At 64.6% G+C, this 26457-nt stretch carries 26 protein-coding genes; 3 read left to right on the top strand and 23 right to left on the bottom strand.

Annotated elements, in window-relative coordinates; genetic code table 11:
- Window positions 1-94: 94 nt before the first annotated feature.
- The 14 genes from FAZ69_RS08855 to ndk all read right to left on the bottom strand — a co-directional run bounded on the left by FAZ69_RS08855 (window position 95) and on the right by ndk (window position 15074).
- Window positions 95-1252: an ATP phosphoribosyltransferase regulatory subunit gene (locus FAZ69_RS08855; RefSeq protein WP_136893572.1), complete on the bottom strand. Its 1158-nt coding sequence runs from the start codon at window positions 1250-1252 to the stop codon at window positions 95-97.
- A 161-nt stretch (window positions 1253-1413) separates the two neighbouring features.
- On the bottom strand, window positions 1414-1605 hold the full coding sequence (locus FAZ69_RS08850) for a DUF2065 domain-containing protein (protein WP_136893571.1): 192 nt from the start codon (window positions 1603-1605) through the stop codon (window positions 1414-1416).
- 40 nt (window positions 1606-1645) lie between these two features.
- The gene (gene hflC, locus FAZ69_RS08845) at window positions 1646-2545 is read right to left on the bottom strand and encodes a protease modulator HflC (RefSeq protein WP_136893570.1); all 900 of its coding nucleotides are present in this window, start codon (window positions 2543-2545) and stop codon (window positions 1646-1648) included.
- A 13-nt stretch (window positions 2546-2558) separates the two neighbouring features.
- Window positions 2559-3929 (bottom strand): FtsH protease activity modulator HflK, encoded by a 1371-nt coding sequence (gene hflK / locus FAZ69_RS08840; RefSeq protein ID WP_136893569.1) that lies wholly within the window; start codon window positions 3927-3929, stop codon window positions 2559-2561.
- A gap of 110 nt (window positions 3930-4039) precedes the next feature.
- On the bottom strand, window positions 4040-5257 hold the full coding sequence (gene hflX / locus FAZ69_RS08835; RefSeq protein WP_136893568.1) for a GTPase HflX: 1218 nt from the start codon (window positions 5255-5257) through the stop codon (window positions 4040-4042).
- Between the two features lie 58 nt (window positions 5258-5315).
- Entirely contained in the window at window positions 5316-5552 is a 237-nt protein-coding gene (hfq, locus tag FAZ69_RS08830) for an RNA chaperone Hfq (RefSeq protein ID WP_006051315.1), read from the bottom strand.
- Window positions 5553-5697: 145 nt separating this feature from the next.
- Window positions 5698-7035 carry a ribosome biogenesis GTPase Der gene (der, locus tag FAZ69_RS08825; RefSeq protein ID WP_136893567.1) on the bottom strand — a complete coding sequence of 446 codons (1338 nt, stop codon included), beginning with the start codon at window positions 7033-7035 and terminating at the stop codon, window positions 5698-5700.
- Between the two features lie 294 nt (window positions 7036-7329).
- Entirely contained in the window at window positions 7330-8475 is a 1146-nt protein-coding gene (gene bamB, locus FAZ69_RS08820; protein ID WP_136893566.1) for an outer membrane protein assembly factor BamB, read from the bottom strand.
- A 63-nt stretch (window positions 8476-8538) separates the two neighbouring features.
- Window positions 8539-9168, bottom strand: coding sequence for a tetratricopeptide repeat protein (locus FAZ69_RS08815; RefSeq protein ID WP_136893565.1), 630 nt, complete (start codon window positions 9166-9168; stop codon window positions 8539-8541).
- Window positions 9169-9223: 55 nt separating this feature from the next.
- Window positions 9224-10564 carry a histidine--tRNA ligase gene (gene hisS / locus FAZ69_RS08810; RefSeq protein WP_136893564.1) on the bottom strand — a complete coding sequence of 447 codons (1341 nt, stop codon included), beginning with the start codon at window positions 10562-10564 and terminating at the stop codon, window positions 9224-9226.
- An 18-nt stretch (window positions 10565-10582) separates the two neighbouring features.
- On the bottom strand, window positions 10583-11899 hold the full coding sequence (gene ispG, locus FAZ69_RS08805; RefSeq protein WP_136893563.1) for a flavodoxin-dependent (E)-4-hydroxy-3-methylbut-2-enyl-diphosphate synthase: 1317 nt from the start codon (window positions 11897-11899) through the stop codon (window positions 10583-10585).
- 78 nt (window positions 11900-11977) lie between these two features.
- Window positions 11978-13159, bottom strand: a complete 1182-nt coding sequence (locus tag FAZ69_RS08800) for a helix-turn-helix domain-containing protein (protein ID WP_136893562.1) — start codon at window positions 13157-13159, stop codon at window positions 11978-11980.
- Between the two features lie 186 nt (window positions 13160-13345).
- Window positions 13346-14506, bottom strand: coding sequence for a dual-specificity RNA methyltransferase RlmN (gene rlmN, locus FAZ69_RS08795; RefSeq protein ID WP_136893561.1), 1161 nt, complete (start codon window positions 14504-14506; stop codon window positions 13346-13348).
- Between the two features lie 142 nt (window positions 14507-14648).
- Window positions 14649-15074, bottom strand: coding sequence for a nucleoside-diphosphate kinase (gene ndk, locus FAZ69_RS08790; protein ID WP_136893560.1), 426 nt, complete (start codon window positions 15072-15074; stop codon window positions 14649-14651).
- Between the two features lie 271 nt (window positions 15075-15345).
- On the opposite strand from ndk, the gene FAZ69_RS08785 reads away from it, so the two are divergent.
- The gene (locus FAZ69_RS08785; protein ID WP_136893559.1) at window positions 15346-16044 is read left to right on the top strand and encodes a Bax inhibitor-1/YccA family protein; all 699 of its coding nucleotides are present in this window, start codon (window positions 15346-15348) and stop codon (window positions 16042-16044) included.
- Between the two features lie 76 nt (window positions 16045-16120).
- On the opposite strand, the gene rlmD is transcribed toward FAZ69_RS08785, so the two are convergent.
- Window positions 16121-17425, bottom strand: a complete 1305-nt coding sequence (rlmD, locus tag FAZ69_RS08780; protein ID WP_439654758.1) for a 23S rRNA (uracil(1939)-C(5))-methyltransferase RlmD — start codon at window positions 17423-17425, stop codon at window positions 16121-16123.
- Between the two features lie 229 nt (window positions 17426-17654).
- Here rlmD and FAZ69_RS08775 point away from each other — a divergent pair, with 229 nt between their 5' ends.
- Window positions 17655-18521: an endonuclease/exonuclease/phosphatase family protein gene (locus FAZ69_RS08775; RefSeq protein ID WP_136893557.1), complete on the top strand. Its 867-nt coding sequence runs from the start codon at window positions 17655-17657 to the stop codon at window positions 18519-18521.
- Between the two features lie 24 nt (window positions 18522-18545).
- Here the strand turns inward: FAZ69_RS08775 and FAZ69_RS08770 are convergent, their stop codons facing one another.
- The 5 genes from FAZ69_RS08770 to surE all read right to left on the bottom strand — a co-directional run bounded on the left by FAZ69_RS08770 (window position 18546) and on the right by surE (window position 23050).
- Window positions 18546-19322 (bottom strand): 3'-5' exonuclease, encoded by a 777-nt coding sequence (locus FAZ69_RS08770; protein WP_136893556.1) that lies wholly within the window; start codon window positions 19320-19322, stop codon window positions 18546-18548.
- 86 nt (window positions 19323-19408) lie between these two features.
- On the bottom strand, window positions 19409-20500 hold the full coding sequence (gene rpoS, locus FAZ69_RS08765; RefSeq protein WP_136893555.1) for an RNA polymerase sigma factor RpoS: 1092 nt from the start codon (window positions 20498-20500) through the stop codon (window positions 19409-19411).
- Window positions 20501-20511: 11 nt separating this feature from the next.
- Entirely contained in the window at window positions 20512-21429 is a 918-nt protein-coding gene (locus FAZ69_RS08760) for a peptidoglycan DD-metalloendopeptidase family protein (RefSeq protein WP_136893554.1), read from the bottom strand.
- A gap of 5 nt (window positions 21430-21434) precedes the next feature.
- A complete protein-coding gene (locus FAZ69_RS08755) occupies window positions 21435-22295 on the bottom strand; it encodes a protein-L-isoaspartate(D-aspartate) O-methyltransferase (protein ID WP_136893553.1) in 861 nt (286 codons plus the stop codon).
- Entirely contained in the window at window positions 22292-23050 is a 759-nt protein-coding gene (gene surE, locus FAZ69_RS08750; protein ID WP_136893552.1) for a 5'/3'-nucleotidase SurE, read from the bottom strand. Before surE ends, FAZ69_RS08755 begins: the two co-directional genes overlap by 4 nt.
- A gap of 180 nt (window positions 23051-23230) precedes the next feature.
- Here surE and FAZ69_RS08745 point away from each other — a divergent pair, with 180 nt between their 5' ends.
- Complete coding sequence (locus FAZ69_RS08745; protein WP_136893551.1) at window positions 23231-24205, top strand: NADPH:quinone oxidoreductase family protein; 975 nt, start codon at window positions 23231-23233, stop codon at window positions 24203-24205.
- Window positions 24206-24223: 18 nt separating this feature from the next.
- On the opposite strand, the gene FAZ69_RS08740 is transcribed toward FAZ69_RS08745, so the two are convergent.
- From FAZ69_RS08740 to FAZ69_RS08730, 3 genes are read right to left on the bottom strand one after another with little or no spacing between them, the layout of a single operon-like run.
- Window positions 24224-25432, bottom strand: a complete 1209-nt coding sequence (locus tag FAZ69_RS08740) for a CaiB/BaiF CoA transferase family protein (RefSeq protein WP_136893550.1) — start codon at window positions 25430-25432, stop codon at window positions 24224-24226.
- An 11-nt stretch (window positions 25433-25443) separates the two neighbouring features.
- Window positions 25444-26040, bottom strand: coding sequence for a recombination mediator RecR (recR, locus tag FAZ69_RS08735; protein WP_136893549.1), 597 nt, complete (start codon window positions 26038-26040; stop codon window positions 25444-25446).
- 35 nt (window positions 26041-26075) lie between these two features.
- On the bottom strand, window positions 26076-26402 hold the full coding sequence (locus FAZ69_RS08730) for a YbaB/EbfC family nucleoid-associated protein (protein WP_136893548.1): 327 nt from the start codon (window positions 26400-26402) through the stop codon (window positions 26076-26078).
- Between the last annotated feature and the right edge of the window lie 55 nt (window positions 26403-26457).

Raw genomic sequence — 26457 nt, 5'->3', positions numbered from 1 at the left:
AATTTTTCCGTTTCGGCTCAACGGCATGGGCCATTTTCGCAACGCTCTCGCCGATGCCCGAAAGCCCGCCGCAGCGCTGCGAGGCTATCGGCGCCTAGCGGCTTTCGACGACCCACGCGCCGTTGCGCTCGACGAGCACCCGGTCGCAAGCAAATTCATCCAAGGCATGATCGTGGCCGGGCAGCGCCTGAATCACGACTTCGCCCGCATCGCGCAGCAATGCAACGCTCGCACGCAACGCATCGTCGTGCTTCCACGGGGCGAGGATCGCGCTGCTGCGAGCCTCGATCGGCGAGATGCGCGCGACTTCGCGCAGATCCAGCGAGAAGCCCGTCGCAGGACGCGCGCGGCCGTACGCCTGCCCGACGTGATCGTAACGGCCGCCTCGGGCCACTGCGTTCGGCACGCCGTCGACATAGGCTGAGAACATCACGCCGCTGTGATACGCGTAGCCGCGCAGGTCGGCCAGGTCGATCGTGACCTCGGCACCATCGACTTGGGCAGCCTGGGCGGCGAGAAACTCGAGGTCGTCGAGCGCGCTCGCGATCTCCGGCAGGTTCGGCAGGCGCTGCCGCGCGATCGCGAGCACCGACGCGTCGCCGTACAGCGCGGGCAGCACGCGCAGCGCCTCGCGCGCGACATCGCTCAAGCCCAGCGTCAGCTCGCTCAGGCGCGCAACGTCCTTGCCCGCGAGCGCCTCATAGAGCGCCTCGCCCATCGCAGCGGCGGCTGCATCCTGCGCGAAAATCGCGGACAGCACGCCCGCGTGGCACAGATCGAGACGAATCTTGGCGAGCCCGCAAAGTCGCAGAACGTCGAGCGTCAGTTGCTGGATTTCGAGGTCCGCTTCGAGGCCCGCATGGCCGTAAATCTCCGCGCCGACCTGGATCTGCTCGCGCGTCGCATACAGGCCGCGCGGACGCGTATGCAACACGTTGCCCGCATAGCACAGGCGCGTCACGCCTTGGCGGTTGAGCAGGTGCGCATCGATGCGCGCCACTTGCGGCGTCGTGTCCGCGCGCAGGCCGAGCGTGCGGCCCGAGAGCTGGTCGACGAGCTTGAACGTGCGCAGGTTCAGATCGTTGCCGCCGCTCGTCAGAAGCGACTCCAGGTATTCGAGCAGCGGCGGCATCACCATTTCGTAGCCGTATGCACGGAAACGGTCGAGCAGCGCGCGGCGCAACTCCTCGATCTTGCGCGCCTCCGACGGCAGCACGTCGGCGATATTCTCAGGAAGCAACCAGGTCGACATCGGTACAGTCCTACGGCGTTAATGAGCGGCACGCAGGGCGTGCCAAAGTATGAAGATTCGACGGGATCGCCCGCAGGGGCAGTGCGCACCCGCGCTCGCGCACCAGCGGCCCTGCGCGGCTCGCGAGCAAGGCGCTGTTACTCAGGTCAGCTCCGGTCAGCTCAGGTCGCCGCAAGCAGCAGCAACAGCCCCAGTGCCATGACGATCAGCCCGCCAATCCGAATATGGTTGGTCGGCCGCTCCGCTATTCTACGAAACGTGTCGCGCCACGCCGTGGGAAACACGAAGGGGAACATCCCTTCGATGATGAGCATCAGTGCGATCGCAAGCAGTAACGAGCCAGCCATGTCCATACGAATGCCAGCGCCGCAACTCGCGTGCGGCGCTCCTGAATCAGTGTTTGCGTGAGGCCGCTGCGGGCGCGGGAGCGCTGCCCTCGGGGCTGCGCATGAAACGGAAGAAGTCGCTGTCCGGATCGACGACGATCACGTCGTTCGGCTTGAAGATGCTCCGGTACGCCTGCAGGCTCTGGTAGAACTGATAGAACTGCGGGTCGCGGCTGAACGCCTCGGCCGCGATGACCGCCGCCTTGCCGTCGCCTTCGCCCTTGATCGATTGAGCCTGCTTGTACGCTTCCGCCAGCACCGCCTGCTGCTGCCGCCCAGCATCGGCCTTGATCTGCTCGGCTTCGGCCGCACCCTGGGCGCGCTCCTGGTCCGCCGCCTGCTCGCGGGCCGCAATCATCCGCTTGTAGACGGTATCCGTCATCGCCGCCGGGAAATCGACGCGCGTGAACTGGATATCGACGATATCGATGCCAAGCGCGCTCGCCTGCTTCCGCATCACGTCGCGCGCCTCGTCGGCGATCGCCTGCTGCTTGCCGAGCGCGTCCGGAAGCGCGTGCTTCGCGAACGCATCGCCAAGCGCATCGCCCAGTTGCGTGACGAGCTGCTCGGACACGCTTTGTGGATCGCCCTTCGTTTCCACGAAGAGCTTCAGCGGATCGGCGACTCGGAATTTCAGCACCGGGTTCACCAGCAGATCGACCTTGTCGGAGGTCGCGACACGGTCGGCATCCGCAGCGTCGAGCGTCTGGATGCGCGTATCAACCAAGGTCGCGGTCTGCAAGGGCGGCGGCAGCTTGAAGTGAAGCCCCGGGCCCTCGACAAGCGGATTCGTCCCGCCATGCGATGACACCACGGCCGTTTGCTGCTGACCGACGACATAAAGCATCGACGAACCGGCGAACAGCACCACTACGACGACCACTACGAGCGCAATGATTCGATTCATGTTCTTGCGCTCCTTATTGCGACAGTTCGTCTTCGCGGCCGCGGCTGCGGAACGCATCGCGCGAACGCAGGGCATCGCTTGCCGCCGCGGCCTGGCTTGCCGGATTCGGCGCCGATACCGCGGAAGACGGCGCAGCAGCGCCGCTCGCAGCCGTGCTCGGACCCGCCGACGCCGAAGGCGCCTGTGCGCCTGAAGCCCCATTCGCCGCTTCGCTGGCGCGCTGACGGCCTTCCTCGACGATCTTGTCGAGCGGCAGGATCACGTTGGCGCCGGTCTTGCCCCCGACATAGACCTTGGTCGCGTTCGAATAGATTTGCTGCATCGTCTCGAGATACATCCGCTGACGGATCACGGCGGGCGCCTTCGAGTACTGCGCGTAGACCTGCTCGAAGCGCTCCGCATCGCCCTGCGCTTCGGCCACGACGCGGTCCGCGTAGGACTTCGCATCGTCGATCATGCGCGCCGCGTCACCTTGCGCGCGCGGCACCAGCGCGCTGGCGTACGCCTGCGCGTCGTGCTTCGCGCGCTCACGGTCGGTACGCGCCTTGGCGGCATCGTCGAACGCGCTCTGCACCTGCGCGGGCGGCGTCATGCTCTCGATCGTGACGCCGGTGACGGCAAGACCCGTGCGATATTGGTCGAGCGTATGCTGGATTGCGTCCTGCAGCTGCTGGCGCATTGCTTCGCGATCCTGATAAAGCATTTCTTCAGTACTGCGCGCGCCAACGATCTCGCGCACCGCCGCCTGCGCGGCCTGCGTCACGCTCTGATCGGGATCGGTGGTGTGAAAAAGATAATCGGTGGGCGTCTTCACCTGATATTGGACGGCAAAGCGCACGTCGAGGATGTCGCCGTCGCGCGTCAGCATCGACGAATCCTTCACGTTCGCCCCCGCCACCGCATTATTGCGCCCGATTTCCACGGCACGCACTTGCGCGATGTTGACGATTTCCTGCGTTTCGAACGGATACGGCAGTCGCCAATGCACACCCTGCCCGACGGTTCCGCGGTACTTGCCAAATTGCAGCACGACGCCGGCTTGGCCGTCCTGCACGATGAAGATGCCGCTGCCGAGATAGATCGCGACGAGCACGCCGATCACGATGCCCACGCCGACGCGCGCAGCGCGCCCGTTATCGGGGCGGCCGCCCGGGCCCACGCCTCGCCCTTTGCCCTTGCCGCCGAACAGGCCGCTCAAGCGGCGATTGAAGTCGCGCCACATCTCGTCGAGATCGGGCGGACCGTCGCCATCGCCCTGCCCACGCTTCGGCTCGTTCGGGCGCTGCTTGTCGCCGTTGCCTTCGCTGCGTCCCCATCGAGGATCGTTGATCGAAAGCATGGCGCGCAAACGCAGCCAGGTACTCCGCTCTTTGTATTCGTTCACCTGTGTTCGTTCACTCGAGTGAGAGGGCCCCCAACCTGTCGCTACGCGACAGTCCCCCCGAGGGGGTCAAGAAAACTTGGGGCGGCCTGGCGTTTTCTTGAGAGTGCCGGTCAAAGCAAATTGGAGCGGGTCAGCGGCCCGGCTCCGGTGTCCAGCGTTACCTTGAATTCTTCGCGTTGTTCTGCCGACCGGCTTTCTTCCGGTAGTGCTAGCCCGGAGTCTGGAAGATTGTCTGAAGTCGCGATCTCTGCGATCGCGGCGCGCAACGTGTCCAATCCTTGCCCCGTGCGCGCACTCAAAAAGACGCGCGAAATATTACCATACTCATCCCTTTCGACCGCCTCGCCGCGTGCGGCCAATTCGGGCACCGCGTCGATCTTGTTGAAGACGAGAATCTGGCGGATCGAGTCGGCCCCGATCTCGCGCAACACGTCGTTCACCTGATCGATCTGGTCGAGCCGCACCGCGCTCGACGCATCGACGACGTGCAACAGCAGATCAGCGTGGATCGTCTCTTCGAGCGTCGCGCGAAACGCCGCGACGAGCTGGTGCGGCAGTTCACGGATGAAACCGACCGTGTCGGACACCACCACCTGCCCCGCTTCGTCGCCCAGGTAGACGCGGCGGGACGTGGTGTCGAGCGTCGCGAAAAGCTGGTCGGCCGCGTAGGCCTGCGCCTTCGTCAGCGCGTTGAAGAGCGTCGATTTGCCCGCGTTGGTATAGCCGACGAGCGACACCGACATCGTCCGGTTGCGCTCGCGCTGGCGCCGCTGCGTGCCGTGCTGGCGGCGCAGCTTGTCGAGCCGCGACTTCAGCATCTTGATGCGCTCGCCGATCAGCCGGCGGTCGGTTTCCAACTGCGTTTCGCCGGGGCCGCGCAGGCCGATACCGCCTTTTTGCCGTTCGAGGTGGGTCCACGCGCGAATCAGCCGCGTCGACAGGTACTGCAATTGCGCGAGCTCGACCTGCAGCTTGCCTTCGTGGCTGCGGGCGCGCTGCGCAAAGATATCGAGAATGAGGCTCGTGCGATCAACCACGCGCCTGTTAAGCGCACGCTCCAGATTGCGCTGCTGGGCAGGCGCGAGAGCGTGATTGAAGATGACGATTTCGACGTCGTTCGCCTCGCAGGCAAGGCGCAGTTCTTCGGCCTTGCCGCTGCCGACGAACATCGCGGCATCGGGGCTGGAACGTCGTCCGGTGAGCGTAACGGCGGGATGGGCGCCCGCGCTCTGCGCGAGCAGGCTGAGTTCTTCTAGACTGGCTTGGAAATCGATCTTTCCAAAGTCGATGCCGACGAGTGCAGCGTTGATCAAATTGGTGGATGTCAAAATGAAGCGACCGGCATGTATCGCCGACGGCGACGCAATGCCGGCCGCGACGATGGGTTTAGGATTGTTCGGAATCCGGGTGGAAATTGACCGGACGTGCGGGCACGACAGTCGAGATTGCGTGCTTGTACACCATCTGGGTCACGGTATTCCTGAGCAACACGACGTACTGGTCGAACGATTCGATGTTCCCCTGGAGCTTGATGCCGTTGACGAGATAGATCGACACCGGCACATGCTCTTTACGTAGCGCGTTCAAAAACGGGTCTTGTAACAATTGCCCTTTGTTGCTCATAGCAAACTCCGTCATTTTTTTGCAGGTTGATCTAGATTGAGCGGCGAAGAAAAAGAAATCCGCCGTCAATCGCTACACTATAGCCGATTTTCGTTATCGCACCAGCGGGCTGGCCATTCGGCCAAACCCTTGATGCACGCGGGTTTCAGCCTTTGTCCGCGTAAGGGTTCGTTGACGAACGAAACTCTATGCGCAATGGAGTCCCTGTCAGCGAGAAAGTTTCGCGGAAGCGGTTTTCGAGGTAGCGCTTGTAAGTTTCCGTCACCGCATCGAGCGCATTGCCGTGGATCACGATGATCGGCGGATTCTGCCCGCCCTGGTGCGCGTAGCGCAGCTTCGGACGCACCGGGCCGCGGCGCCGCGGCTGCTGGAAATCGACGGCCTCGATCAGCGCGCGCGTAAGCTTCGGCGTCGGCAGCTTCGCCATGGCGGCGGCATAGGCGTCGTCGACCGAGCGCATCAGCGCGCCGATGCCGGTCTTCTCCTTGGCCGAAACGTAGTGGAATTTCGCGAACTCGAGGAATTTGAGCTTGCGCGTCAAGTCGGATTTGGTGCGCTCGCGCACATGCGCATCGAGCCCGTCCCACTTGTTCACGCCGACCACGAGCGCGCGGCCTTGCTCGACGACGAAGCCGGCGATGTGCGCGTCCTGATCCGAAATATCCTGCTGCGCGTCGAGCAGCATGATCACGACGTTCGCATCCGCGATCGACTGCAGCGTCTTCACGACCGAGAACTTCTCGATCGCCTCGAACACCTTGCCGCGGCGGCGCAGGCCAGCCGTGTCGATCAGCGTGTACTTTTTGCCCTGCCGCTCGAAATCGACGTAGATCGAGTCGCGCGTCGTGCCGGGCATGTCGAACGCGATCACGCGATCCTCGCCGATCAGCGTATTGACGAGCGTCGATTTGCCGACGTTCGGCCGCCCGACGATCGCGATCTTCACACCGCGATGCGCCTTGTCCTCTTCGGTTTCCTCCGGCTGACCGGCGTAGGCGACGCCGAGCGCCTCGTTGATCATCTCCGTGACGCCGTCGCCGTGCGCCGCCGAAATCGCGCGCGGATCGCCCAAACCGAGCTCGTAGAAATCGGCGGCCACCGCCGTGTACTTCATCCCCTCGGACTTGTTGACGACGAGGAAGATCGGTCGGCCGGTCTTGCGCAGATAGTCGGCAATCGATTTGTCCTGCGGCGCGAGCCCGTTGCGCCCGTCGACGATGAACACGACGATGTCCGACTCCTCGACCGCCTGGCGCGTCTGGCGCGCCATCTCGTGCAGGATGCCGTCCTTCGCGACCGGCTCGAAGCCGCCCGTGTCGACGACCAGGTACGGCCGGTCGCCGACGCGCCCCTCGCCGTAGTGGCGATCGCGCGTGAGGCCCGGCAGGTCCGCGACGAGCGCGTCGCGCGAGCGCGTCAACCGGTTGAACAGAGTGGATTTCCCCACATTGGGGCGCCCGACGAGGGCAATTACGGGTTTCATCTGATGTTGTCTAAAGTGAAGCGCAGGACGTAGTCCCCTTGATGCCGCGGCGATCCCGCCCAGCAACCGACCGGCTGCGTTTGACAAAAATTATCACGTATTCGTCGCGACCCGGCACCTGCAGACCGCCGTGTCGCAAGCCGGCGATAGTTCGGCCGAAGAAGCGGCCGCGCATGGACAATGCGCGCCACGCCGTGCATTCGCACTGCCGACAAAACGCGTGCAGGCCGGCGAGAGCCGGCCTGCACGGCGAACAACGAAAGACAGTGGCGAACCGTTACGGGCAGCCCGCGCTCAGCGCGGCTTGAACCCGTACAAATCGCCGCCTTGCGTCTGCACGACGAGCGTGTCGCCCGCCATCACCGGCGCCGACGTGATCGCGCTGCCGTCCGTTTTCATCCGCGCGACGAACGAGCCGTCGTCACGCGACAGGAAATGCACGTAACCCTCATAGTCTCCGACCACAATCGACGGTCCCAGCAGGAACGGCACGCCGAGATTGCGGCTTTTCAGCCTGTCGTTGCTCCAGAGCTTCTTGCCGGTTTGCACGTCGAACGCGCTCATCACCGACCAATCGTCGGGCGCCGCGACGACCGCGTCGTCCTGCGCCACGCCGCTCGCGCTCGAGAACGACTTCTGCCAGAGCGGACGCCCCGAATTCGCGTCGAAGCAGCCAATCTGCCCCTGGAACGTCACCGCGCAGGTCTCAGCGCCGACCAGCGCCGGCGCGCCCGTCACGTCGTTGATCCGTTCGACTTCGGTGACGCCCTTCGGATACGACACGGGAGCTTCCCAATACTCGTCGCCGGTATGCAGGTTGATCGCCGCGAGACCGCCGCCAGGGAAGCCGGCGAGCACCGCCGCATCGCCCGCGAAGATCATGCCGGCCGAGACGCGCAGATTCAGCGGTACGGCGCGGTTGCGGTACACCCACTTCAGCTCGCCGGTTTGCGCATTGAACGCGCTGATTTGCCCATCGATCGTCCGCACGACAACGAGACCGTTGCCGACGAGCGGCGGCGAAATGATTTCGCCCGGCGCCGACGCCTTCCACAGCAGCTTGCCGTCCGCGCCCAGCACGTAGACGCCGCCCTTTTCCGCGCCGACGGCCGTCAGCGTGCCGTCACTGCCGACGCCGGCCGTCAGGTCCACACCCACCTTCGTGCGCCACACCTCTTGCCCGGTCTTCGCGTCGATCTTGGCCACGGAACCGTTCGCACCCGCCGCATATACCGCATCGCCGACCGCGACCGGCGAGAACAGATAGCGCCCGCCCTTGCCGACGCTCGTTTTCCAAGCCTGCTGAACGTTCAGAACGGGCTTGAAGTCGGTGAGCGGCGTCGGCACGCGGCGCTCATCTTTCGTGGATGAGCAAGCCGCCATCGCGACGACAGTCATCGCACAGACAACGGGCACAGCGTAACGTTTCAGCAGATTCATCGGTGGGCAAGCTAGGTAAGATTGATCAATGGGATGGTCCGGACGCGGCGCTCAGGGCGCTCGTCAGCTGCCCAGCGCGTCCAGCTTGAACTGGATCAGTTGGCGCGCCGAAGGATCGCCCTTCGTCAGAGATTCGAGTGCGAGCTGATAGGCTGCGCGGGCATCGTCGCGCTTGCCTTGGGCCGTCAGCAGATCGCCGCGGCGGTCCGCAACCAGGCCCTTGAACGCATCCGGAGGCGTGCCGCCTAGCAGCGCGAGGCCCTGATCGTACGCTTTCTCGTCGAGCAGCAACCCGGCCAGGCGCAGCTTGGCGATTTCCTTGTACTCGTCGTCCTTCGCGTGATCGACTGCCCATTGCAACTGCGCCTTGGCCGCCGCTTCGTCACCGGCGTCATAGAGCGCCTTCGCCGCGGCAAGTGCCGTCATTTGCCCGTAGGCGGTGCCGCCGTAGCGGTCTTCCATGTCCGCCGCGGCACGGGCTACCTTCGCCTTGTCGCCTGAGGCGACCGCCTGCTGAACTTGTTCATAGAAAACAGCGGCTTCCGCTGCCTGGCGCCGCTGCCAGAAATTCCAGCCGTTCCAGCCGGCCGCGGCGACCAGCGCGATGAGCACGATCCACGTGGTGGCGTTGCCCCACTGTGCCCACCAGGCTTTGAAACTTTCGATCGATTCTTGTTCGTCGTGGTAACTCATCGCTAAGCGATTCCTTCTTCTACGTGCCGTGTGTTTATCGAGCGACGCCCATTATTCAGTCGTCGCCCTCTTCGGCGGTTGCAACCATCGCATTGATCAGGAATTCGGTCAAGTCTTCGACCGGCACGTTATGTTGCGCGTTCTTTTCACCGCTTTGCGACAGATCACGCAACGGCTTCACGCCGATCGTGCCGTTCGCGACCTCGTCCTCGCCGAGAATCACCGCGAACGCGGCGCCACTGGCATCGGCGCGCTTCATCTGCGACTTGAAGCTCGCCGATACGCCATCCGCGCTGCAGTGCAGGATCACGTCGAGCCCGGTGTCGCGCAGACGCTCGGCGATGATGAACGCCTGTTCGCGCGCCGCGTCGCCCTGATGGACGACGTAAACGTCGCACCCGTCGTCGTCCGGCACGAGGCCGTCGTCCTTGAGCAACTCGAGAATCCGCTCGACGCCCATCGCCCAGCCGCACGCCGCCGTCGGCTTGCCGCCCAGCTGCTCGATCAGCGGATCGTAGCGCCCTCCGGCCGCGACGGTGCCCTGCGCGCCGAGCTTGTCGGTAACCCACTCGAACACGGTCAGGTTGTAGTAGTCGAGACCGCGCACGAGACGCGGATTGATCGTGAACGGAATGTTGTTCGCCTTCAGGATGCGCTGCAGCCCTTCGAAGTGCGCGCGCGATTCGTCGCCGAGAAAATCGATCAGCTTCGGCGCATTCTCGGCGATCTGCTGCAGCGCCGGATTCTTGGTATCGAGCACGCGCAGCGGATTCGTGTAGAGGCGCCGCTTGGCGTCCTCGTCCAGCGCGTCGACATGCTTCTCGAGGTACGCGATCAGCTCGACGCGGTGCGCGGCGCGCTCCTCGGCGAGGCCCAGCGAATTGAGCTCGAGACGGATGCCCGTCAGTCCCAGGTCATCCCACAGACGCTGGCACATCAGGATGATTTCCGCGTCGGCATCCGGGCCCGCAAAACCCAGCGCCTCGACGCCGACCTGGTGGAACTGCCGGTAACGGCCGCGCTGCGGACGCTCATGACGGAACATCGGCCCGACGTACCAGAGGCGCTTCGGGCCGTCGTACAGAAGATTGTGCTCGATGGCGGCGCGCACGACGGCCGCAGTGTTCTCCGGACGCATCGTCAGGTTTTCGCCATTCAGCGCGTCGGTGAAGCTGTACATTTCCTTCTCGACGATGTCGGTCACCTCGCCGATGCCACGCGTAAACAGTTGCGTATGCTCGACGATCGGCGTGCGGATGTTCTGATACCCGTACGCGCGCAGCATCGAACGCACGGTGGTCTCGAAGAATTCCCACAATCCGGCATCCTGCGGGAGGATGTCGTTCATGCCCTTTACGCCAGTCAGCTTTTCGAGCTTTCTCTTCTGTTCTGTCATCTGTGTTCGGTTGACGAATTAATTGGTGGCGCTCGCGCGGCCGTAACGGCGCTCGACGTAGTCGCTCACGATTTGCTGAAATTCTTCGGCGATGCCATCGCCGCGCAGCGTCTTGACCTTCTCGCCGTCGATGAACACCGGTGCGGCGGGGTTTTCGCCAGAGCCCGGCAGGCTGATGCCGATGTTCGCTTGCTTCGACTCGCCCGGACCGTTGACGATGCAGCCCATCACAGCAACGTGCATCTTCTCGACACCGGGGTACTGGTCGCGCCAAACGGGCATCTGCGTGCGCAGGTAAGTCTGGATCTGCGAGGCGAGTTCCTGGAACAGCGTGCTCGTCGTGCGCCCGCAGCCCGGGCATGCGATGACCATCGGAGTGAACGAGCGCAGGCCCATCGTCTGGAGGATCTCCTGGCCTACGATCACTTCTCCTGTGCGCGACGCACCCGGTTCCGGCGTGAGCGAAATGCGGATCGTGTCGCCGATACCCTCTTGCAACAGCACGCCGAGCGCCGCGGTCGACGCGACGATACCCTTCGAACCCATGCCCGCCTCGGTGAGCCCGAGGTGCAATGCGAACGAGCAGCGGCGCGCGAGCTCGCGGTAGACCGCGATCAAGTCCTGCACGCCGCTCACCTTGCACGACAGGATGATCTTGTCGCGCCCGAGGCCCAGCTCGACCGCGCGTTCGGCCGAGCCGATCGCCGACTGGATCAGCGCTTCGTACATCACGCTCTGCGCTTCCCACGGCTCGGCACGCCCGCCGTTCTCGTCCATCATCCGCGCAAGCAGGTCCTGGTCGAGACTGCCCCAGTTCACGCCGATCCGCACCGGCTTGCCGTACTTGATGGCCGCTTCGATCATCTGCGCGAACTGCGTGTCGCGCTTGGCGCCCTGGCCGACGTTGCCCGGGTTGATCCGGTACTTCGACAGCGCCTCGGCGCAAGCCGGGTGGTCGCGCAGCAGCAAGTGGCCGTTGTAGTGGAAATCGCCGACGAGCGGCACCGTCACGCCCATCCGGTCGAGCTGCTCGCGAATCGCCGGCACGGCCGCCGCCGCTTCCGGCGTGTTGACCGTGATGCGCACGAGCTCCGAACCCGCCTGCGCGAGTTCCTTGATCTGGATGGCAGTGCCGATCGCGTCAGCGGTATCGGTATTCGTCATCGACTGCACGCGCACAGGCGCGTCGCCGCCGATCGTCACGAGCTGGCCGCCCCAGCGGACGTCGACCGCGTGCGACACGCGGCGCGACGCATGTCCGCCGAAAATCGGTTCGGAGGAGCAAATCTGACTGCTGCTTTCGGAATGTGCTTCGGAGTGCATCGAAAGACCCATTGACACCGGATGCGACGCGCCCGAAGGCACGCCGCCAGAATTGAAAAAGCGCCGCGGCCGCCAGCCAGGCGCCTGCCGTCAAGGCAGCGAGAAGCGAGCGACGTTGCCCTTTGCTGCCGAATACTTCGCGGAATCGACCGGCTGACCGTCAAGCGTCATCGATTCGAGCCCCGCCTTGTTGCCGACCGTCACCTTGAACGGCGGCTCGCCGGAAATCTCCTTGGCGTCGCCAGCGTGAACGAGACCGGAGAATACCTCTTTCCCGCTCTTGTCGCGCATGCTGAACCAGCTGTCTTGCGTAACACGCAGTGTCACGATCGATTCGCCCGCCGAGGAATCGGCGGCGGACGACGCCGGATCGGCAGCCGACGCTGCCGCGGCGGCCGAGCTTGGCTTGGCCGCCGGCGCCGCCGCTTGCGGCGCACTCGCGCTCGGCACGACCACGGGAGACGGTGACGAGACCGCCGCAGGAGGCGCTGCCGACGCAGGCGCCGTCACCGGCGGAGCCGCCGGAACGGGCACCGGCACTTGCTGCACCGCGCTGCCCGCCGTCACGGCCGCATCGCTTGCGCCGTTTGCATCGCTGGCCGGCGGTGCGGCGGATGCCGCGGCGCCTGCCGATGCCTCGTTCTCACCCGACACCGCAGCCGAAGCCGCCGTCTGCCCTTCGGCCGCAGTCGCCGACGCCCCGCTCGCAGCGCCAGCCGCGCCCGCTTTCAAGCGCGCAAGCCACGCCGACGAATCGCCGCCGCCCGTATGCCACATCGCCAGCGCAATCACGGCGACGATCACCGCAGCGACGCCCCACAACCAGGAGCGATGCTTCGGACCACCGCCCAGCGAAACGGACACCTTGCCACGCGGCAGGCCCGTGCCAGCCGAAGCCGGCATCGACAAATCGGGCTCCGGCACGCCTTTTTCGCGACGCAGCGCCTGAGTAAACGGTGCCGGATCAACGCCCAGCATTTTCGCGTAGCTGCGCACGACGCCGATTGCGAACGTCGTGCCCGGGAGCTGGCTGATGTCACCCCCTTCCAGGGCGCGCATTTTTTGCGATGCCACCTTGAGCCTGGCCGAGACATCGTCGATCGACCAGCCCTTGGCCTGCCGAAGCTGCGCCAAACGCGCCCCTACCGCCGCCAGCGAGTCAAGCGCCTGCCCGCCTGCGGGCTGCGACGCCACGCCTTGCCCGGAAGCCGACGCAGCACGCTCTGCGCTCGTACCATTGTCGTGTGGCTGCGGATGCTGCGGCTCACTCATCCCAAATCCTCGCGTCGATTCTCTTTTTGACCTGTGCGTTCCGGCTTCGACCAGTCGTCAGAGCCCGGATTCGCAGACCGTTTATAACAAAATGCACGGCTCGCGTGCCGCTTCCGATCGATTTGCTGCCTGTTTTACTGCCCGCCGCCCCGTTTTCGACGGGCAATGCCTCGCCATCCACACCACTCAATGCACCTGCCGCACTTCAATGATCTTGCCCGCATGCGCTCCGGCTGTACGCTCGGCGAGACGCGTGCGGTCCTTCACCGCGCCCGCGAGTTGGCCGCACGCCGCGTCGATATCGTCACCACGAGTCTTGCGCACCGTGGTCACAACACCTGCGTCGATCAACACCTGTGCGAAACGCTTGATCTGCTCCGGCTTGGAGCGAATCAGCCCGGATTCGGGAAACGGATTGAAAGGAATTAGATTGAATTTGCACGGGACGTCGCGCGTCACCGCCAGCAGTTCGCGCGCGTGCGCCTCACTGTCGTTGACGCCGTCGAGCATGCAGTATTCGAACGTAATGAAATCGCGCGGCGCGACTTTCAGATAGCGCTCACAAGCCGCCATCAGCTCGCGCAGCGGATGCTTCTTATTGAGGGGCACCAGCACGTCGCGCAGCGCATCGTTCGGCGCATGGAGCGAGACCGCCAGCGCCACCGGCAGATCGGCGCCGAGCCGGTCCATCATCGGCACGACGCCGGACGTGGACAGCGTGACGCGCCGGCGCGACAGGCCGTAGGCGTTGTCGTCGAGCATCAGGCGCATGGCCGGCACGACCGCATCGTAATTCAGCAGCGGTTCGCCCATGCCCATCATCACGACGTTCGTGACCACGCGCTCGCCCTTGCCTTCCTCGGCGACATCGAGCCCGTTTGCCTCGCGGCGCGCGGCGCGCAGCGAGAATTCCGCCATCCGCAACTGGCCGATGATTTCGCCGGTCGTCAGATTGCGGGAGAAGCCTTGCTTGCCGGTCGAACAGAACCGGCAGTTGACCGCGCACCCCGCCTGCGACGACACGCACAGCGTGCCGCGGTTTTCCTCGGGGATGTACACGGTTTCGACCGCGTTGCCGTTGCCGACGTCAATGAGCCACTTGCGGGTGCCGTCAGTGGAAACGTGGTCGCTGACGATGCCCGGCATCGTGATCGTGGCGCGGCCCTTGAGCTTTTCGCGCAGCGACTTCGCGAGATCGGTCATGCCGTCGAAATCGGCAGCGTTGTATTGATGGATCCAGCGCTGCAATTGCTTGGCGCGAAACGGCTTCTCGCCGAGGCTGTCGCAATATGCGACGAGGCCTGCGGCGTCGAGGTCGAGAAGGTTGACGGTGGAACTGCTCGTCATGTCGAATCCTGCCATTTCAGTGCGAAAAACCGTGCGTGCCGCCGCGCCCATCAAACTGCCCTTGGACACTAGACCGCATGCACGGTGCCGTTCGCGCCAGTCTTGCGAGTTCTGCTTCTACTCTAGTACTTACGTTAGAGGATTAGCGCGAGTAAACGTTGACTTGCGGGAAGAAGAATGCGACCTCGACGGCAGCCGTTTCCGGCGCATCCGAGCCGTGCACGGCGTTGGCGTCGATGCTGTCGGCGAAATCGGCGCGGATCGTGCCCTGTTCAGCTTTCTTCGGATCGGTCGCGCCCATCAGATCGCGGTTCTTCAGGATCGCGCTCTCGCCTTCGAGCACTTGCACCATTACCGGGCCCGAGATCATGAATTCGACGAGATCCTTGAAGAACGGACGCGCAGCGTGAACCGCGTAGAACTTCTCCGCGTCGGCGCGCGACAGGTGCACCATGCGGGAAGCCACGATCTTCAGGCCAGCGTTTTCGAAACGGCTGTAGATCTGGCCGATCACGTTCTTGGCCACTGCGTCCGGCTTGATAATCGACAGGGTGCGTTCGATCGCCATAAAAACTCCAGAAAATTAAGAGGTTACAGATTCAAATGAATCCGCAATTGTACCATGATCCCATGTATTATTGCGATTGAACCCTTACTCCACCGTAAGGCTCCAAGGAAAGGATCCGGACCGCTCTTTGCAGCCCAGCGCCAGGCGTTGAAACTACAGACGGCCGCGCATATCTTAGGAAGTGGTCCGGCTCGATCCGCGCGGCGCCGCATCGTGCTGGCGCCGCGGCACAAATCACAGAGCATCACCGCGTTTGACGCAAGGAGAAACCATGAACGAGTATCCCTACAACTTTGGCCGCGGCGGCACCGTCACCACGGCTGAAACCCGCAACCGCGTGCTACGGAACACCTACTGGCTGCTCGCGCTGTCGATGGTGCCGACCGTGCTCGGCGCGTGGGTGGGCGTCGCGACCGGCTTCTCGCTGTTCGCCGCCACCAGCCCCGCGATGAGCATGCTCGCGTTCTTCGCGATCGCCTTCGGCTTCATGTTCGCGATCCAGCGCACCAAGGACAGCGGCCTAGGCGTCGTCGTGCTGCTCGGCTTCACGTTCTTCATGGGCCTGATGCTGTCGCGCATGCTGAGCTTCATCCTCGGCTTCTCGAACGGGCCATCGCTGATCATGCTCGCGTTCGGTGGCACTGGTGTGATCTTCGCGACGATGGCGACGGTCGCCACCGTCAGCAAGCGTGATTTCTCCGGCCTCGGCAAGTGGCTCTTCGTCGGCGTGATCGTGCTGCTGCTCGCGATGGTCGCGAACATGTTCCTGCAGTTGCCAGCGCTGATGCTCACGGTTTCGGTGCTCGCGATCGCGATCTTCTCCGCTTACATGCTGTTCGACGTGCAGCGCGTCGTGAACGGCGGCGAAACCAACTACATCACGGCCACGCTGGCGATCTATCTCGACCTCTATAACGTGTTCGTGAATCTGCTGGCGCTCCTGGGCATCTTTGGCGGCAATCGTAACTAGTCCCGGCTGCCGTCTGCTGCAGCGCAAAAAAACCGGCCTTCAGGCCGGTTTTTTTATGCGCGGAATCGAGCGCGCTTCAGTCCCGCTCGAACAACGCAATCGATTCCACGTGTGACGTATGCGGGAACATGTTGACGACGCCCGCCCCCTTCAACCGGTAGCCGGCCTCGTGGACGAGCAGCCCGGCGTCGCGCGCCAGCGTCGAGGGATTGCAAGACACGTAGACGATGCGCGCCGGCAGCGGCCCGTCGCCGCTCTGCGCGATCTCGGCAAGCGCCTTCGACACCGCCAGCGCCCCCTCGCGCGGCGGGTCGACGAGGAATTTGTCGAACGCTCCGAGTGCGCGCATATCGTCGGCCGTCACCTCGAACAGGTTGCGGCATGCGAACGACGTATGTCCGTCGACGCCATTCGCCTTGGCATTCGCCAGCGCGCGCGTCGTCAGCGCTTCACTGCCCTCGATCCCCACCACCTCCCGCGCGAGGCGCGCGAGCGGCAGCGTGAAGTTGCCGATGCCGCAAAAGAGATCCAGCACGCGGTCGCCGCGCGTCGGCGCAAGCAGCCGCAAGGCACGACCGACCAGCACGCGGTTGATTTGATGGTTCACCTGCGTGAAATCGGTCGGCTTGAACGGCATCCGGATATTGAACTCCGGCAGCGTGTAGTCGAGCTCGACGTCAAGCGGATAGAACGGCACGACGGTATCGGGCCCCTTCGGCTGCAGCCAGAACTGCACCTTGTGGGTATCCGCAAATTCGCGCAGCAGCGCCTCGTCGGCGGCGTTAATCGGCTCGAGCACGCGCAGAACCAGCGCGGTCACTTGCGACCCGACCGCCAACTCGATCTGCGGCATCCGATCGCGTATCGACAGCGCCTCGACGAGCCGGCGCAGCGGCACGAGCATCGCCGAAACGTGCGGCGGCAGGACTTCGCAACTCGTCATGTCAGCGACATAGCTGCTCTTGCGCTCATGGAAACCGACCAGTACGCCGCCCTTCTTCGCGACGTTGCGCACAGTCAGCCGCGCGCGATAGCGGTACCCCCACGAGGGGCCGTGAATCGGCCGGAACACCGTCTCGGCGCGCAGCTTCGCGAGGTGCTGCAGGTTATCCTCGAGCACCCGCTGCTTGACGGCGACCTGCGCCCGCACATCCAGATGCTGCATCGAACAACCGCCGCAGGTACCGAAGAAGCGGCATTGCGGCTTCGTGCGCAGCACGCTTTCACGCAGCACGTCGACGATCTGCGCCTGCTCGAAACTCGGCTTCTTCCGGTAACTCGAATAGGTGACGCGCTCGCCCGGCAACGCGCCTTCGACGAAGATCACCTTACCGGGCTCGCCGGTTTCCGTGACGAGACGGCCGACGCCGCGCGCTTCCATATCGAGCGATTCGATTTCGAGAATCGGGGCGCTAACGGGAGCGCCGGACGGCGCCGACGCGCTTTTCAGCTTGCGCACGTTACGGTTGGGAGATTCGGACACCAGCTAATTCCTGACAGAGATGAGACCCCGCGCGGGGGCGTCGATACGCCTGGGACAGCCCGGCGCACACCGACATGGACAAAGGCGAGATTGTAGACGAACGGCTAACTGCGACGGAGATTTGACGATGCGACTGATCAGTTGGAATGTCCAGTGGGGACGCGATGCGAGCGGCGATGTCGATCTGCCCCGCACGCTCGGCGAAGCAAAGCGGATTGCCGATTTCGACGTTCTCTGCCTGCAGGAAATCACGCGCGGTTTCGGCGTACTGCCGGGCGGCCCCTCGAGCGACCAGTTCGCGGAGCTGGCCGCCGCACTGCCGGGATTTACCGTGATCGAGGCGATCGGCGCCGATTTGCCGCCGCTCGCACCCAGTGCGCCGAGGCGGCAATTCGGCAATGCGATCGCAACGCGCCTGCCTGTCGCGCAAGTATTCCGTCATGCGTTGCCGTGGCCGGCGGATCCCGCCGCGCCGTCGATGCAGCGTGTGGCGCTGGAGGCGGTGCTGCAAGCGCCCGGCGGGTCTGTGCGCGTCGTGACGACGCACTTGGAGTTCTATTCGCTCGAACAGCGGCTCGCACAGGTCGATGCGTTACGCGCGTTCCATCTGGAAGCCGCCGCACATGCCGCACGCCCGGCGCCAGCGGAAAACGCGACTGGCCCGTTCGCCGCCACCGCGCGTCCGGTTAGCGCGATCGTCTGCGGCGATTTCAACAGCGAGTTCGACAGCGAAGCGTACCGTCGCTTCATCGCGCCATTGGACGACAATCCACACCACGCTCCCAGCTTCGTCGACGCTTGGACCGAGTCGCACCCTGGCAAAACGCCGCCGATGACGGCCGGGGTCTACGATACGAAACAGTGGTCGTCAGGTCCCATGGCATGCGACTTCGTGTTCGTCACCGAAGACTTGCGGCCGCGCTTGCGGCGCTGCGAAATCGACAGCGCCACGCACGCCTCGGATCATCAGCCCGTGCTGCTGGAACTCGACTAAAACGATCCCGGCAAAAAAGAGATCTCAGCTCTCGAAGGCGGCCAGATACTCGGCCCAGTGCGGCGCCGGCTCCTGCGCCAGTGTACTTTTGACCAGCGCGATCTCGTCGGCGTATTCGTCTTGCGAAAGCGCGCCGCGCATCAGCTGGAAGCGGCAGTACAGCAGGTAGGTGTTGACGACGTCCGTCTCGCAGTAGTTGCGGATTTCCTCGATGCGCCCGTCCTGGAACGCCGTCCAGACCTGGCCGCCGTCCATCCCGAGCTTGCCGGGAAAACCGCACAGTTTCGCGAGCGCGTCGAGCGGCGCGTTCGCGCGCGCCTGATACATCGCGAGCACGTCCATCAAGTCCGTGTGGCGCGAGTGATAGCGGCTGATGTAGTTGTTCCACTTGAATTCGCGATCGTCCTCGCCGAGATCCCAATAGCGCGACGCAGGGACGCCGTGGACGAGCGCCCGGTAGTGCAGCACCGGCAAATCGAACCCGCCGCCGTTCCACGAAACGAGCTGCGGCGTGTACTTCTCGATCACGCGATAGAACGACTGGATCAGCGCGGCCTCGTCGTCCTCGGGTGTGCCGAGCGAGCGCACGCGCAAGCCGGTGCGGTCGCGGAACACGCAGGAGATCGCCGCGACGCGTTGCAGGTGGTGCGGCAGGAAATCGCTGCCGGTCTTTTCCCGGCGCGCAGAGAAAGCGTATTCAGCAACTTCGGCGTCGGTCAGCGTGGCGGGAAGATCTTCGAGACGGCGAATGCCGCCGACATCGGGAATCGTCTCGATGTCGAAAACAAGAATGGGAATCATCGATTAGTCAGTGCGCGCCGGGCCGCCCCAAGCGTACTGACCGCCCCCTCGGGGGCAGCGAACGAAGAGAGCGTGGGGGCTGCTCATTAGAGAACTGCGTCCTTGCGCACACCGTTGGACGCGAAAAAGCGCTTCAAGCGCACGAGCGCTTCCTGCTGGATCTGCCGCACGCGTTCGCGCGTGAGGCCCATTTCGTCCGCGAGCTCTTCGAGCGTCGCGGGCTCGATGTGATTCAGGCCGAAGCGGCGTTCGATCACATGCCGGTGCTTGTCCGACAGACGCGACAACCACGCGCGCGTCAACGTTTCAAGCTCGCGGTGCTGCACTTCGGCGTCGGGTGACTGGCTCTGGTCGTCCGACAGCAGATCCAGAAGGCTGCTCGCCGGATCGAGGTCGAGCGGCGCATCGAGCGACGCCGTATGCTCGTTCAGCGCGAGGATATCGGTGACCTCGTCGGTCGTCTTGCCGGTCAGGTAGGCGATGTCGTCGATGCTCGCGTCGCGGCGGTCGGCGGCCTCGCTCGAATTCATCGAATTCTTTTCCAGATGGCGCTTGGCGCGAAGCACCTGGTTCAGCTCGCGAATCACATGCACCGGCAGGCGCACGGTGCGCGCCTGGTTCATGATTGCGCGCTCGATGCTCTGACGGATCCACCAAGTCGCGTAGGTCGAGAAACGGAAGCCGCGTGTCGGATCGAATTTCTCGATCGCGTGCATAAGGCCGAGGTTGCCCTCTTCGATCAGGTCCAGCAGCGGCACGCCGCGATTCAGATACCCCTTCGCGATGCTGACGACGAGCCGCAGATTGCGCTCGATCATCACCTGCCGTGCCTCGAACTCGCCCGCTTTCGCGAGCCGCGAATAGCGCTGCTCTTCCTCGACGGTGAGCAACGGCTTCACGCTGATACGGTTCAGATAGTGCTGAATCGTGTCGGCAGTCAGCTCGGCCTGAAGCAGTGCGCGGAAGTCGTCGGGATCAGGTGCGGCTTCGCCGGCCGAATCTGCCATCTCGCCCGAATCGTCCGTGCCGTTGTGATGCTCTTCGAGCTCGCGCTCGTTCTCGACGACTTCGTCATCGGGCTCGCTCGTCGAAGCGCCGGAGTCCTGCTCCAGTGCGTGCGCTACACGGCTGAGCGTTTCGGTCTCATCTTGCGGCGGGCGGCGCTTCGATTTCGGCATGATCGTTTCGCTTATTGCGGCGGCAGGTACTTCATCGGGTCGACAGGTTTGCCCTGCCGTCGAACTTCGAAATGCAACATCACGCGGTCCGAATCGCTATTGCCCATTTCGGCGATCTTCTGCCCTTTGGTCACCGCGTCCCCCTCTTTTACCATCAAAGCACGGTTGTGTGCATACGCGGTGAGATAAGTTGCGTCATGTTTGATGATAATGAGATTGCCGTAGCCGCGCAGCCCATTTCCGGCGTAGACGACGCGTCCGTCCGCCGCCGCCTGCACCGGGGTACCCGCCGGGCCGCCGATGTTGATGCCTTTGTTGTTCGCATCGTCGAACGTGCCGAGGATCGGGCCGCGCGCCGGCCACGCGAAAGCGATGTTGGCGAGCGCCGCACCGGTATCGCCGGCGCCGGGCTGCGGCGGAATCGTCGTCACGGCGGGAGCCGAACCGTAGATCGGCGGCTGGGCCGCGTTCGCGCCAGCCGCGGGAGCCGGCGCGTTGTTCGCGAGCGGCGCGCTCTGCACCGCGCCGCCGCCGATCGGCGCGGTCGCGACGCCCGGTGTCGTTGCCGCCGGATTGGAGCCCGGCGGCGCGACGCGCAGCAACTGGTCGACTTCGATCTGATTCGGATTGGCGAGATTGTTCCAGGTTGCGATGTCGCGATAATTCTGGCCGTTCTCGAGCGCGATCCGGTAAAGCGTATCGCCCGGCTTCACGCGGTAGTAGCCGGGAGGCGGCGGGCCGAGCGGGACCGGAGCGGCAGCGGCAGGCGCGGCGCCCAGCTGGCCGGTGGAGCGGTCGACGACCGGCGCATTATCGAGCCGCGTCGCGCAAGCCGTGAGCACAGAGAGCGCCACCACACAGACGGCACGCTGAGCTACGGTCAACGGCACATTCGAACTATTACTTTGCATCGCGCGCAACATACTCATCGGTGTCAAATCACTCCGGATTTTAAGGGTACAAAGAAAACGCGATCAAGCCGCGACTCGCGCCACTGGCTGGGCCCGAGACGCTCGACGAGCGTGAGCACCTGGGCCTGTCCGCTCTGCGCGCCGACCGGCGCCACGAGGCGTCCGCCGACAGCGAGCTGCTCGAGCAGCGCCTGCGGCACATCGAGCCCCGCCGCGGCGATCACGATCGCATCGAACGGCGCCGCCATCGGCAGGCCGATGCGGCCATCGCCGTAATGCAAGCGGATGTTCGGCACGCGCAGCGGACGCAAATTGGTCTTCGCGCGTTCGTAAAGCGGCTTGATGCGTTCAATCGAATACACGTCTCGCGCCACCTGGCTCAGCACGGCGGCCTGATAGCCGCAGCCGGTGCCGATCTCGAGCACGCGGTCGAGATTGCGACCCGCAGCCGCAAGCTCGATCATCCGTGCGACGACCGACGGCTTCGAAATCGTCTGGTGATGGCCGATTGGCAGCGCCGCATCTTCGTAGGCCTGAGTCGCGAGGCCTGGATCGACGAACATGTGGCGCGGCACGACCGACATCGCGTTCAGCACGCGCGGATCGGTCACGCCGTTCGCCCGAAGGCGTTCGACCATCCGCTCGCGAACCCGTTCCGATGTCAGCGCAAGCGCGCCGTTCAAAGCGACGTTCGGCGTGCTGCCCTTGTCCGCCGTCTTGGCGGCGTGGCGTTCGACGCGCGCATCATGCGTGCGCGCTGGCGCGCGAGCGGGCTCCGGCCTCGCCGCAGACACGCGCTCGCCCACGCGGCCTTGCGGCTTGCGCGGCTCGCGCTTGAGATCGGCGAGATCCAGGGGAAAACGCTTCGCGCGTTCGCTGGTCATGAAGCGTGACGGCCGGCGCGCGCCCATTCGCGCGTCGCGGACAGCATGTGCGTATGAGTGAGATCGAGTTGCAGCGGCGTGATCGACACTTGGCCGTTAGCCAGCGCGTGAAAATCGGTGCCCTCGCTCGCGTCGAGCGCGGCGCCCGAAGGACCGATCCAGTAGATCGGCTCGCCGCGCGGGTTGGTCTGGCGGATCACCGGCTGCGAAGGATGGCGTTTGCCGAGGCGCGTCACTTGCCAATCGCTCAACTGCTCATACGGCAGGTTCGGAATGTTCACGTTCAGAAGCGGATGGCCAGGCAGCGGATTGGCGAGGAAATGCCGGACGATGTCGACCGCCACGCGAGCGGCGTCTTGCAGATGCGCCCAATCTTTGTCGACGAGCGAAAACGCGATGGCCGGCACGCCGAACATCACGCCTTCCGTCGCGGCGGCGACGGTCCCCGAATACAGCGTGTCTTCGCCGACGTTCTGGCCGTTGTTGATGCCCGACACAACGAGATCGGGCTTGTCGTCAAGCATGCCGGTGAGCGCGATGTGAACGGAGTCGGTCGGCGTGCCGTTCACATAGTAGAAGCCGTTGGCCGAGCGCAGCACGGACAGCGGCCGCGACAGCGTCAGCGAGTTCGATGCGCCGCTGCAATTCTGCTCGGGCGCCATCACCGTGATATCGGCCAGCGGCTTGAGCGCCTCGTAGAGCGCGGCGAGCCCGGGCGCCAGATAACCGTCGTCGTTACTCAGTAGGATTCGCATGCGGCGATTGTAACCGAGGAAAGAAGGCACGCGAACGACAGTCCAGGGGGCGCTTGGCGGCATGCGCGGCGCGTCGGGAAACGTACGGCCGTTCGCCGTGGTTTACACTGCAGCGAGCCGAATTCCCGCCCCCCGGATTCGCCACGCTTTCGCCAAGCTGCACAGCATAGGAGACACACGATGCGCGCCATCCGCTGCAACCAGTTCGGACCGCCGGAAAGCCTGACCGTCGAGACGCTGCCCGACTTGCAACCGCAGGCAGGTCAGGTCGTGATCGACGTAAAAGCTGCCAGCGTCAACTTTCCCGATGTGCTCATCATCGAGAACAAGTACCAGCTCAAACCGGAACTGCCGTTTACGCCGGGCGCGGAAGTCGCCGGGATCGTGCGCGCGGTGGGCGACGGCGTGACGCACTTGCGGCCCGGCATGCGCGTGGCGGCCTACACCGCGCTGGGCGGCTTCGCCGAGCAAGCGCTCGCGCCGGCAGGCGCCTGCGTGCCGCTGCCCGACGAGGCCGATCTCGCGGTCGCCGCGGCGTTGACGCTGGCGTATGGCACCTCGCATCACGCGGTCGTCGATCGCGCCGCGCTGCAGGCCGGAGAAACGATGCTCGTGCTCGGTGCGGCAGGCGGCGTCGGGCTGGCCGCCGTCGAAATCGGCAAGGCGCTCGGCGCGCGCGTGATCGCTGCAGCGTCGAGCGACGAGAAGCTCGCCGTCTGCGCCGAGCACGGCTCCGATGCGACGATCAACTATGCGCGCGAAGACCTGCGCGAACGTATCAAGGCGCTGACCGGCGGCCAAGGCCCGGACGTGATCTACGACCCGGTCGGCGGCGTCTATGCTGAACCGGCGTTTCGCAGCATCGGCTGGCGCGGGCGTTATCTGATCGTCGGCTTCGCCAATGGCGAGATTCCGAAGCTGCCGCTGAATCTGGCGTTGCTCAAAGGCGCGAGCCTCGTCGGCGTATTCTGGGGAGAGTTTGCGAAACGCGAGCCGCAGCGCAACGCGGCGGCCTTCGAGCAGATGATCGGCTGGATGCGGGAAGGCAAGCTGCGCCCGCTCGTCTCGGCGCGCTATGCGCTCGAAGACACGCCGCGCGCGCTGCGCGACATGGCGGAACGGCGCGTGACCGGCAAGATTGTCATCACGCCGTAAACGCGCTCAGGCTGCGTGTCAGATGATTTTCTGCTCGCGCAACGCAGCGATACGGTCCGCGTCATAACCCAGCGACTGCAACACTTCGTCCGTGTGCTGGCCGAGTTCGGGCCCAAGCCAGCGCGTTTCGCCCGGCGTTTCCGACAGTTTCGGCGTCACGTTCGGCAGCGCGATATCGCGTCCGTCCTGCCATTTGAAATGCTGGATCATCTGCCGTGCGGCGTACTGCGGATCGGTGAACATATCGGCGACGCTGTAGATGCGCCCGACCGGCACGTCGGCCGCATTGAGCACCTCGAGCGCTTCGTCGATCGTGCGGCTCGACAGCCACGCGGCGATCGCACCGTCGATTTCCTCGGTGCGCAGCACGCGGCCGTCGTTGTGTGCAAGACCGGGTTCGTCCGCGAGATCGGCACGATCGATGGCCGTCATCAGGCGCTTGAAAATCGGATCGCTGTTGCCGCCGATCACGATGCTGCCGTCCTTGCACGGGTAGGTATTCGACGGCACGATGCCCGGCAGCGACGCGCCGGTGCGCTCGCGCACCATCCCGTATACGCCGTACTCGGGCACGACGCTCTCCATCATATTGAAGACGGCTTCATAGAGCGCGACGTCGACGACCTGCCCCTTGCCGCCGTTGACCTGCTTGTGATGCAGCGCCATCAGCGCGCCGATCACCCCATGCAGCGCGGCGATCGAATCGCCGATCGAGATGCCGATGCGCGGCGGCGGCAGATCCGGATACCCGGTGATATGACGCAGCCCGCCCATCGACTCGGCGATCGCGCCGAAGCCGGGACGATCGCGGTAGGGCCCCGTCTGCCCGTAGCCCGACAAGCGGACCATCACGAGCCCCGGGTTGTGCGCCGAAAGCACGTCGTAGCCGAGCCCGAGCTTTTCCAGAAGCCCCGGGCGGAAATTCTCGACGACGACATCCGCCTCCTTGGCGAGCCGCCGCACGATCTCCTTGCCCTCTTCCGCCTTCAGGTTGATCGTCACAGACTTCTTGTTGCGCGCCTGCACCGCCCACCACAGCGACGTGCCGCCGGCCTCCGGATAGAGCTTGCGCCATTTGCGCAGCGGATCGCCGCCGTTCGGGTCTTCGATCTTGATCACGTCGGCGCCGAATTCGCCGAGAAAGCGCGCGGCGAACGGTCCCGCGATCAGTGTGCCGAGCTCGAGGACTTTGATGCCCGCGAGCGGGCCGGTGGTGGGTGCGGTCATGGCGTTTCCTGCTAGAGCGCGCGGCGGTCGAGCATCGCGCGGGCAATCGTGCCGGCGTCGACATACTCGAGCTCGCCGCCGACCGGCACGCCGCGCGCGAGCCGCGTCACCGACAGGCCGCGCGCCTTCAGCGTCTGCCCAAGGTAGTGCGCAGTCGCCTCGCCTTCATTCGTGAAGTTGGTTGCGAGCACAACCTCCTTGACGATGCCGTCCGAGGCGCGCTTCACGAGCCGGTCGAAATGGATTTCCTTGGGGCCGATGCCGTCGAGCGGGCTCAGCCGCCCCATCAGCACGAAATAGAGCCCGCGATAGGTCAGCGTCTGTTCGAGCATGATCTGATCGGCGGGCGTTTCGACGACGCACAAGAGCGTCGGATCGCGCTCCTCGTCGCTGCAGACTTCGCAGATCTGCGCTTCGGTGAACGTGTTGCACTTCTCGCAGTGCTGCAGATGCTCGGTCGCGAACAGCAGCGCCTGGCCGAGTTTTTCGGCGCCTTCGCGATCGTGCTGCATCAGGTGGTACGCCATCCGTTGCGCGGACTTGGGTCCGACGCCGGGCAGCGCACGCAGCGCTTCGACGAGCGCCGACAAGGCGGAAGGTGGTTTCATGCGAATCGGCGCTGTCGATCAGATGCGGCTGCCGCTCAGAACGGCAGCTTGAAGCCCGGCGGCAGCGGCAGGCCTGCTGTCATGCCGCCCATCTTTTCCTGCGCTGTGGCCTCGGCCTTGCGCACGGCGTCGTTGAAGGCCGCGGCCACGAGGTCTTCGAGCATGTCCTTGTCGTCGGCGAGCAGGCTCGGGTCGATCTGCACGCGTCGCACGTCGTTCTTGCAGGTCATCGTGACCTTGACGAGACCGGCGCCCGACTGCCCTTCGACTTCGATCTGGGCAAGCTGCTCCTGCATCTTCTTCATGTTTTCCTGCATCTGCTGGGCCTGCTTCATCAGCCCGGCGAGTTGACCTTTCATCATGGACTTGCTCCTTCGTGATCGTTTGGGTTTTCATGGCGGCGCGTCATGGGCGACA

Source organism: Trinickia terrae, from assembly GCF_005144415.1.
GTDB lineage: Bacteria > Pseudomonadota > Gammaproteobacteria > Burkholderiales > Burkholderiaceae > Trinickia_A > Trinickia_A terrae.
This window is presented reverse-complemented; position numbering and strand designations above follow the sequence as displayed.

Coding starts and splice junctions, on each gene's coding strand:
- bamB (WP_136893566.1), bottom strand. CDS start 8,475: ATGAATCTGCTGAAACGTTACGCTGTGCCCGTTGTCTGTGCGATGACT.
- rpoS (WP_136893555.1), bottom strand. CDS start 20,500: ATGCCGAAATCGAAGCGCCGCCCGCCGCAAGATGAGACCGAAACGCTC.
- hisS (WP_136893564.1), bottom strand. CDS start 10,564: ATGACAGAACAGAAGAGAAAGCTCGAAAAGCTGACTGGCGTAAAGGGC.
- der (WP_136893567.1), bottom strand. CDS start 7,035: ATGAAACCCGTAATTGCCCTCGTCGGGCGCCCCAATGTGGGGAAATCC.
- hflC (WP_136893570.1), bottom strand. CDS start 2,545: ATGAATCGAATCATTGCGCTCGTAGTGGTCGTCGTAGTGGTGCTGTTC.
- ispG (WP_136893563.1), bottom strand. CDS start 11,899: ATGGGTCTTTCGATGCACTCCGAAGCACATTCCGAAAGCAGCAGTCAG.
- FAZ69_RS08740 (WP_136893550.1), bottom strand. CDS start 25,432: ATGACCGCACCCACCACCGGCCCGCTCGCGGGCATCAAAGTCCTCGAG.
- FAZ69_RS08745 (WP_136893551.1), top strand. CDS start 23,231: ATGCGCGCCATCCGCTGCAACCAGTTCGGACCGCCGGAAAGCCTGACC.
- surE (WP_136893552.1), bottom strand. CDS start 23,050: ATGCGAATCCTACTGAGTAACGACGACGGTTATCTGGCGCCCGGGCTC.
- FAZ69_RS08800 (WP_136893562.1), bottom strand. CDS start 13,159: ATGAGTGAGCCGCAGCATCCGCAGCCACACGACAATGGTACGAGCGCA.
- hfq (WP_006051315.1), bottom strand. CDS start 5,552: ATGAGCAACAAAGGGCAATTGTTACAAGACCCGTTTTTGAACGCGCTA.
- FAZ69_RS08785 (WP_136893559.1), top strand. CDS start 15,346: ATGAACGAGTATCCCTACAACTTTGGCCGCGGCGGCACCGTCACCACG.
- rlmD (WP_439654758.1), bottom strand. CDS start 17,425: ATGGAAGCGCGCGGCGTCGGCCGTCTCGTCACGGAAACCGGCGAGCCC.
- FAZ69_RS08760 (WP_136893554.1), bottom strand. CDS start 21,429: ATGAGTATGTTGCGCGCGATGCAAAGTAATAGTTCGAATGTGCCGTTG.
- FAZ69_RS08850 (WP_136893571.1), bottom strand. CDS start 1,605: ATGGACATGGCTGGCTCGTTACTGCTTGCGATCGCACTGATGCTCATC.
- FAZ69_RS08775 (WP_136893557.1), top strand. CDS start 17,655: ATGCGACTGATCAGTTGGAATGTCCAGTGGGGACGCGATGCGAGCGGC.
- ndk (WP_136893560.1), bottom strand. CDS start 15,074: ATGGCGATCGAACGCACCCTGTCGATTATCAAGCCGGACGCAGTGGCC.
- FAZ69_RS08815 (WP_136893565.1), bottom strand. CDS start 9,168: ATGAGTTACCACGACGAACAAGAATCGATCGAAAGTTTCAAAGCCTGG.
- FAZ69_RS08755 (WP_136893553.1), bottom strand. CDS start 22,295: ATGACCAGCGAACGCGCGAAGCGTTTTCCCCTGGATCTCGCCGATCTC.
- FAZ69_RS08855 (WP_136893572.1), bottom strand. CDS start 1,252: ATGTCGACCTGGTTGCTTCCTGAGAATATCGCCGACGTGCTGCCGTCG.
- FAZ69_RS08770 (WP_136893556.1), bottom strand. CDS start 19,322: ATGATTCCCATTCTTGTTTTCGACATCGAGACGATTCCCGATGTCGGC.
- FAZ69_RS08730 (WP_136893548.1), bottom strand. CDS start 26,402: ATGATGAAAGGTCAACTCGCCGGGCTGATGAAGCAGGCCCAGCAGATG.
- rlmN (WP_136893561.1), bottom strand. CDS start 14,506: ATGACGAGCAGTTCCACCGTCAACCTTCTCGACCTCGACGCCGCAGGC.
- recR (WP_136893549.1), bottom strand. CDS start 26,040: ATGAAACCACCTTCCGCCTTGTCGGCGCTCGTCGAAGCGCTGCGTGCG.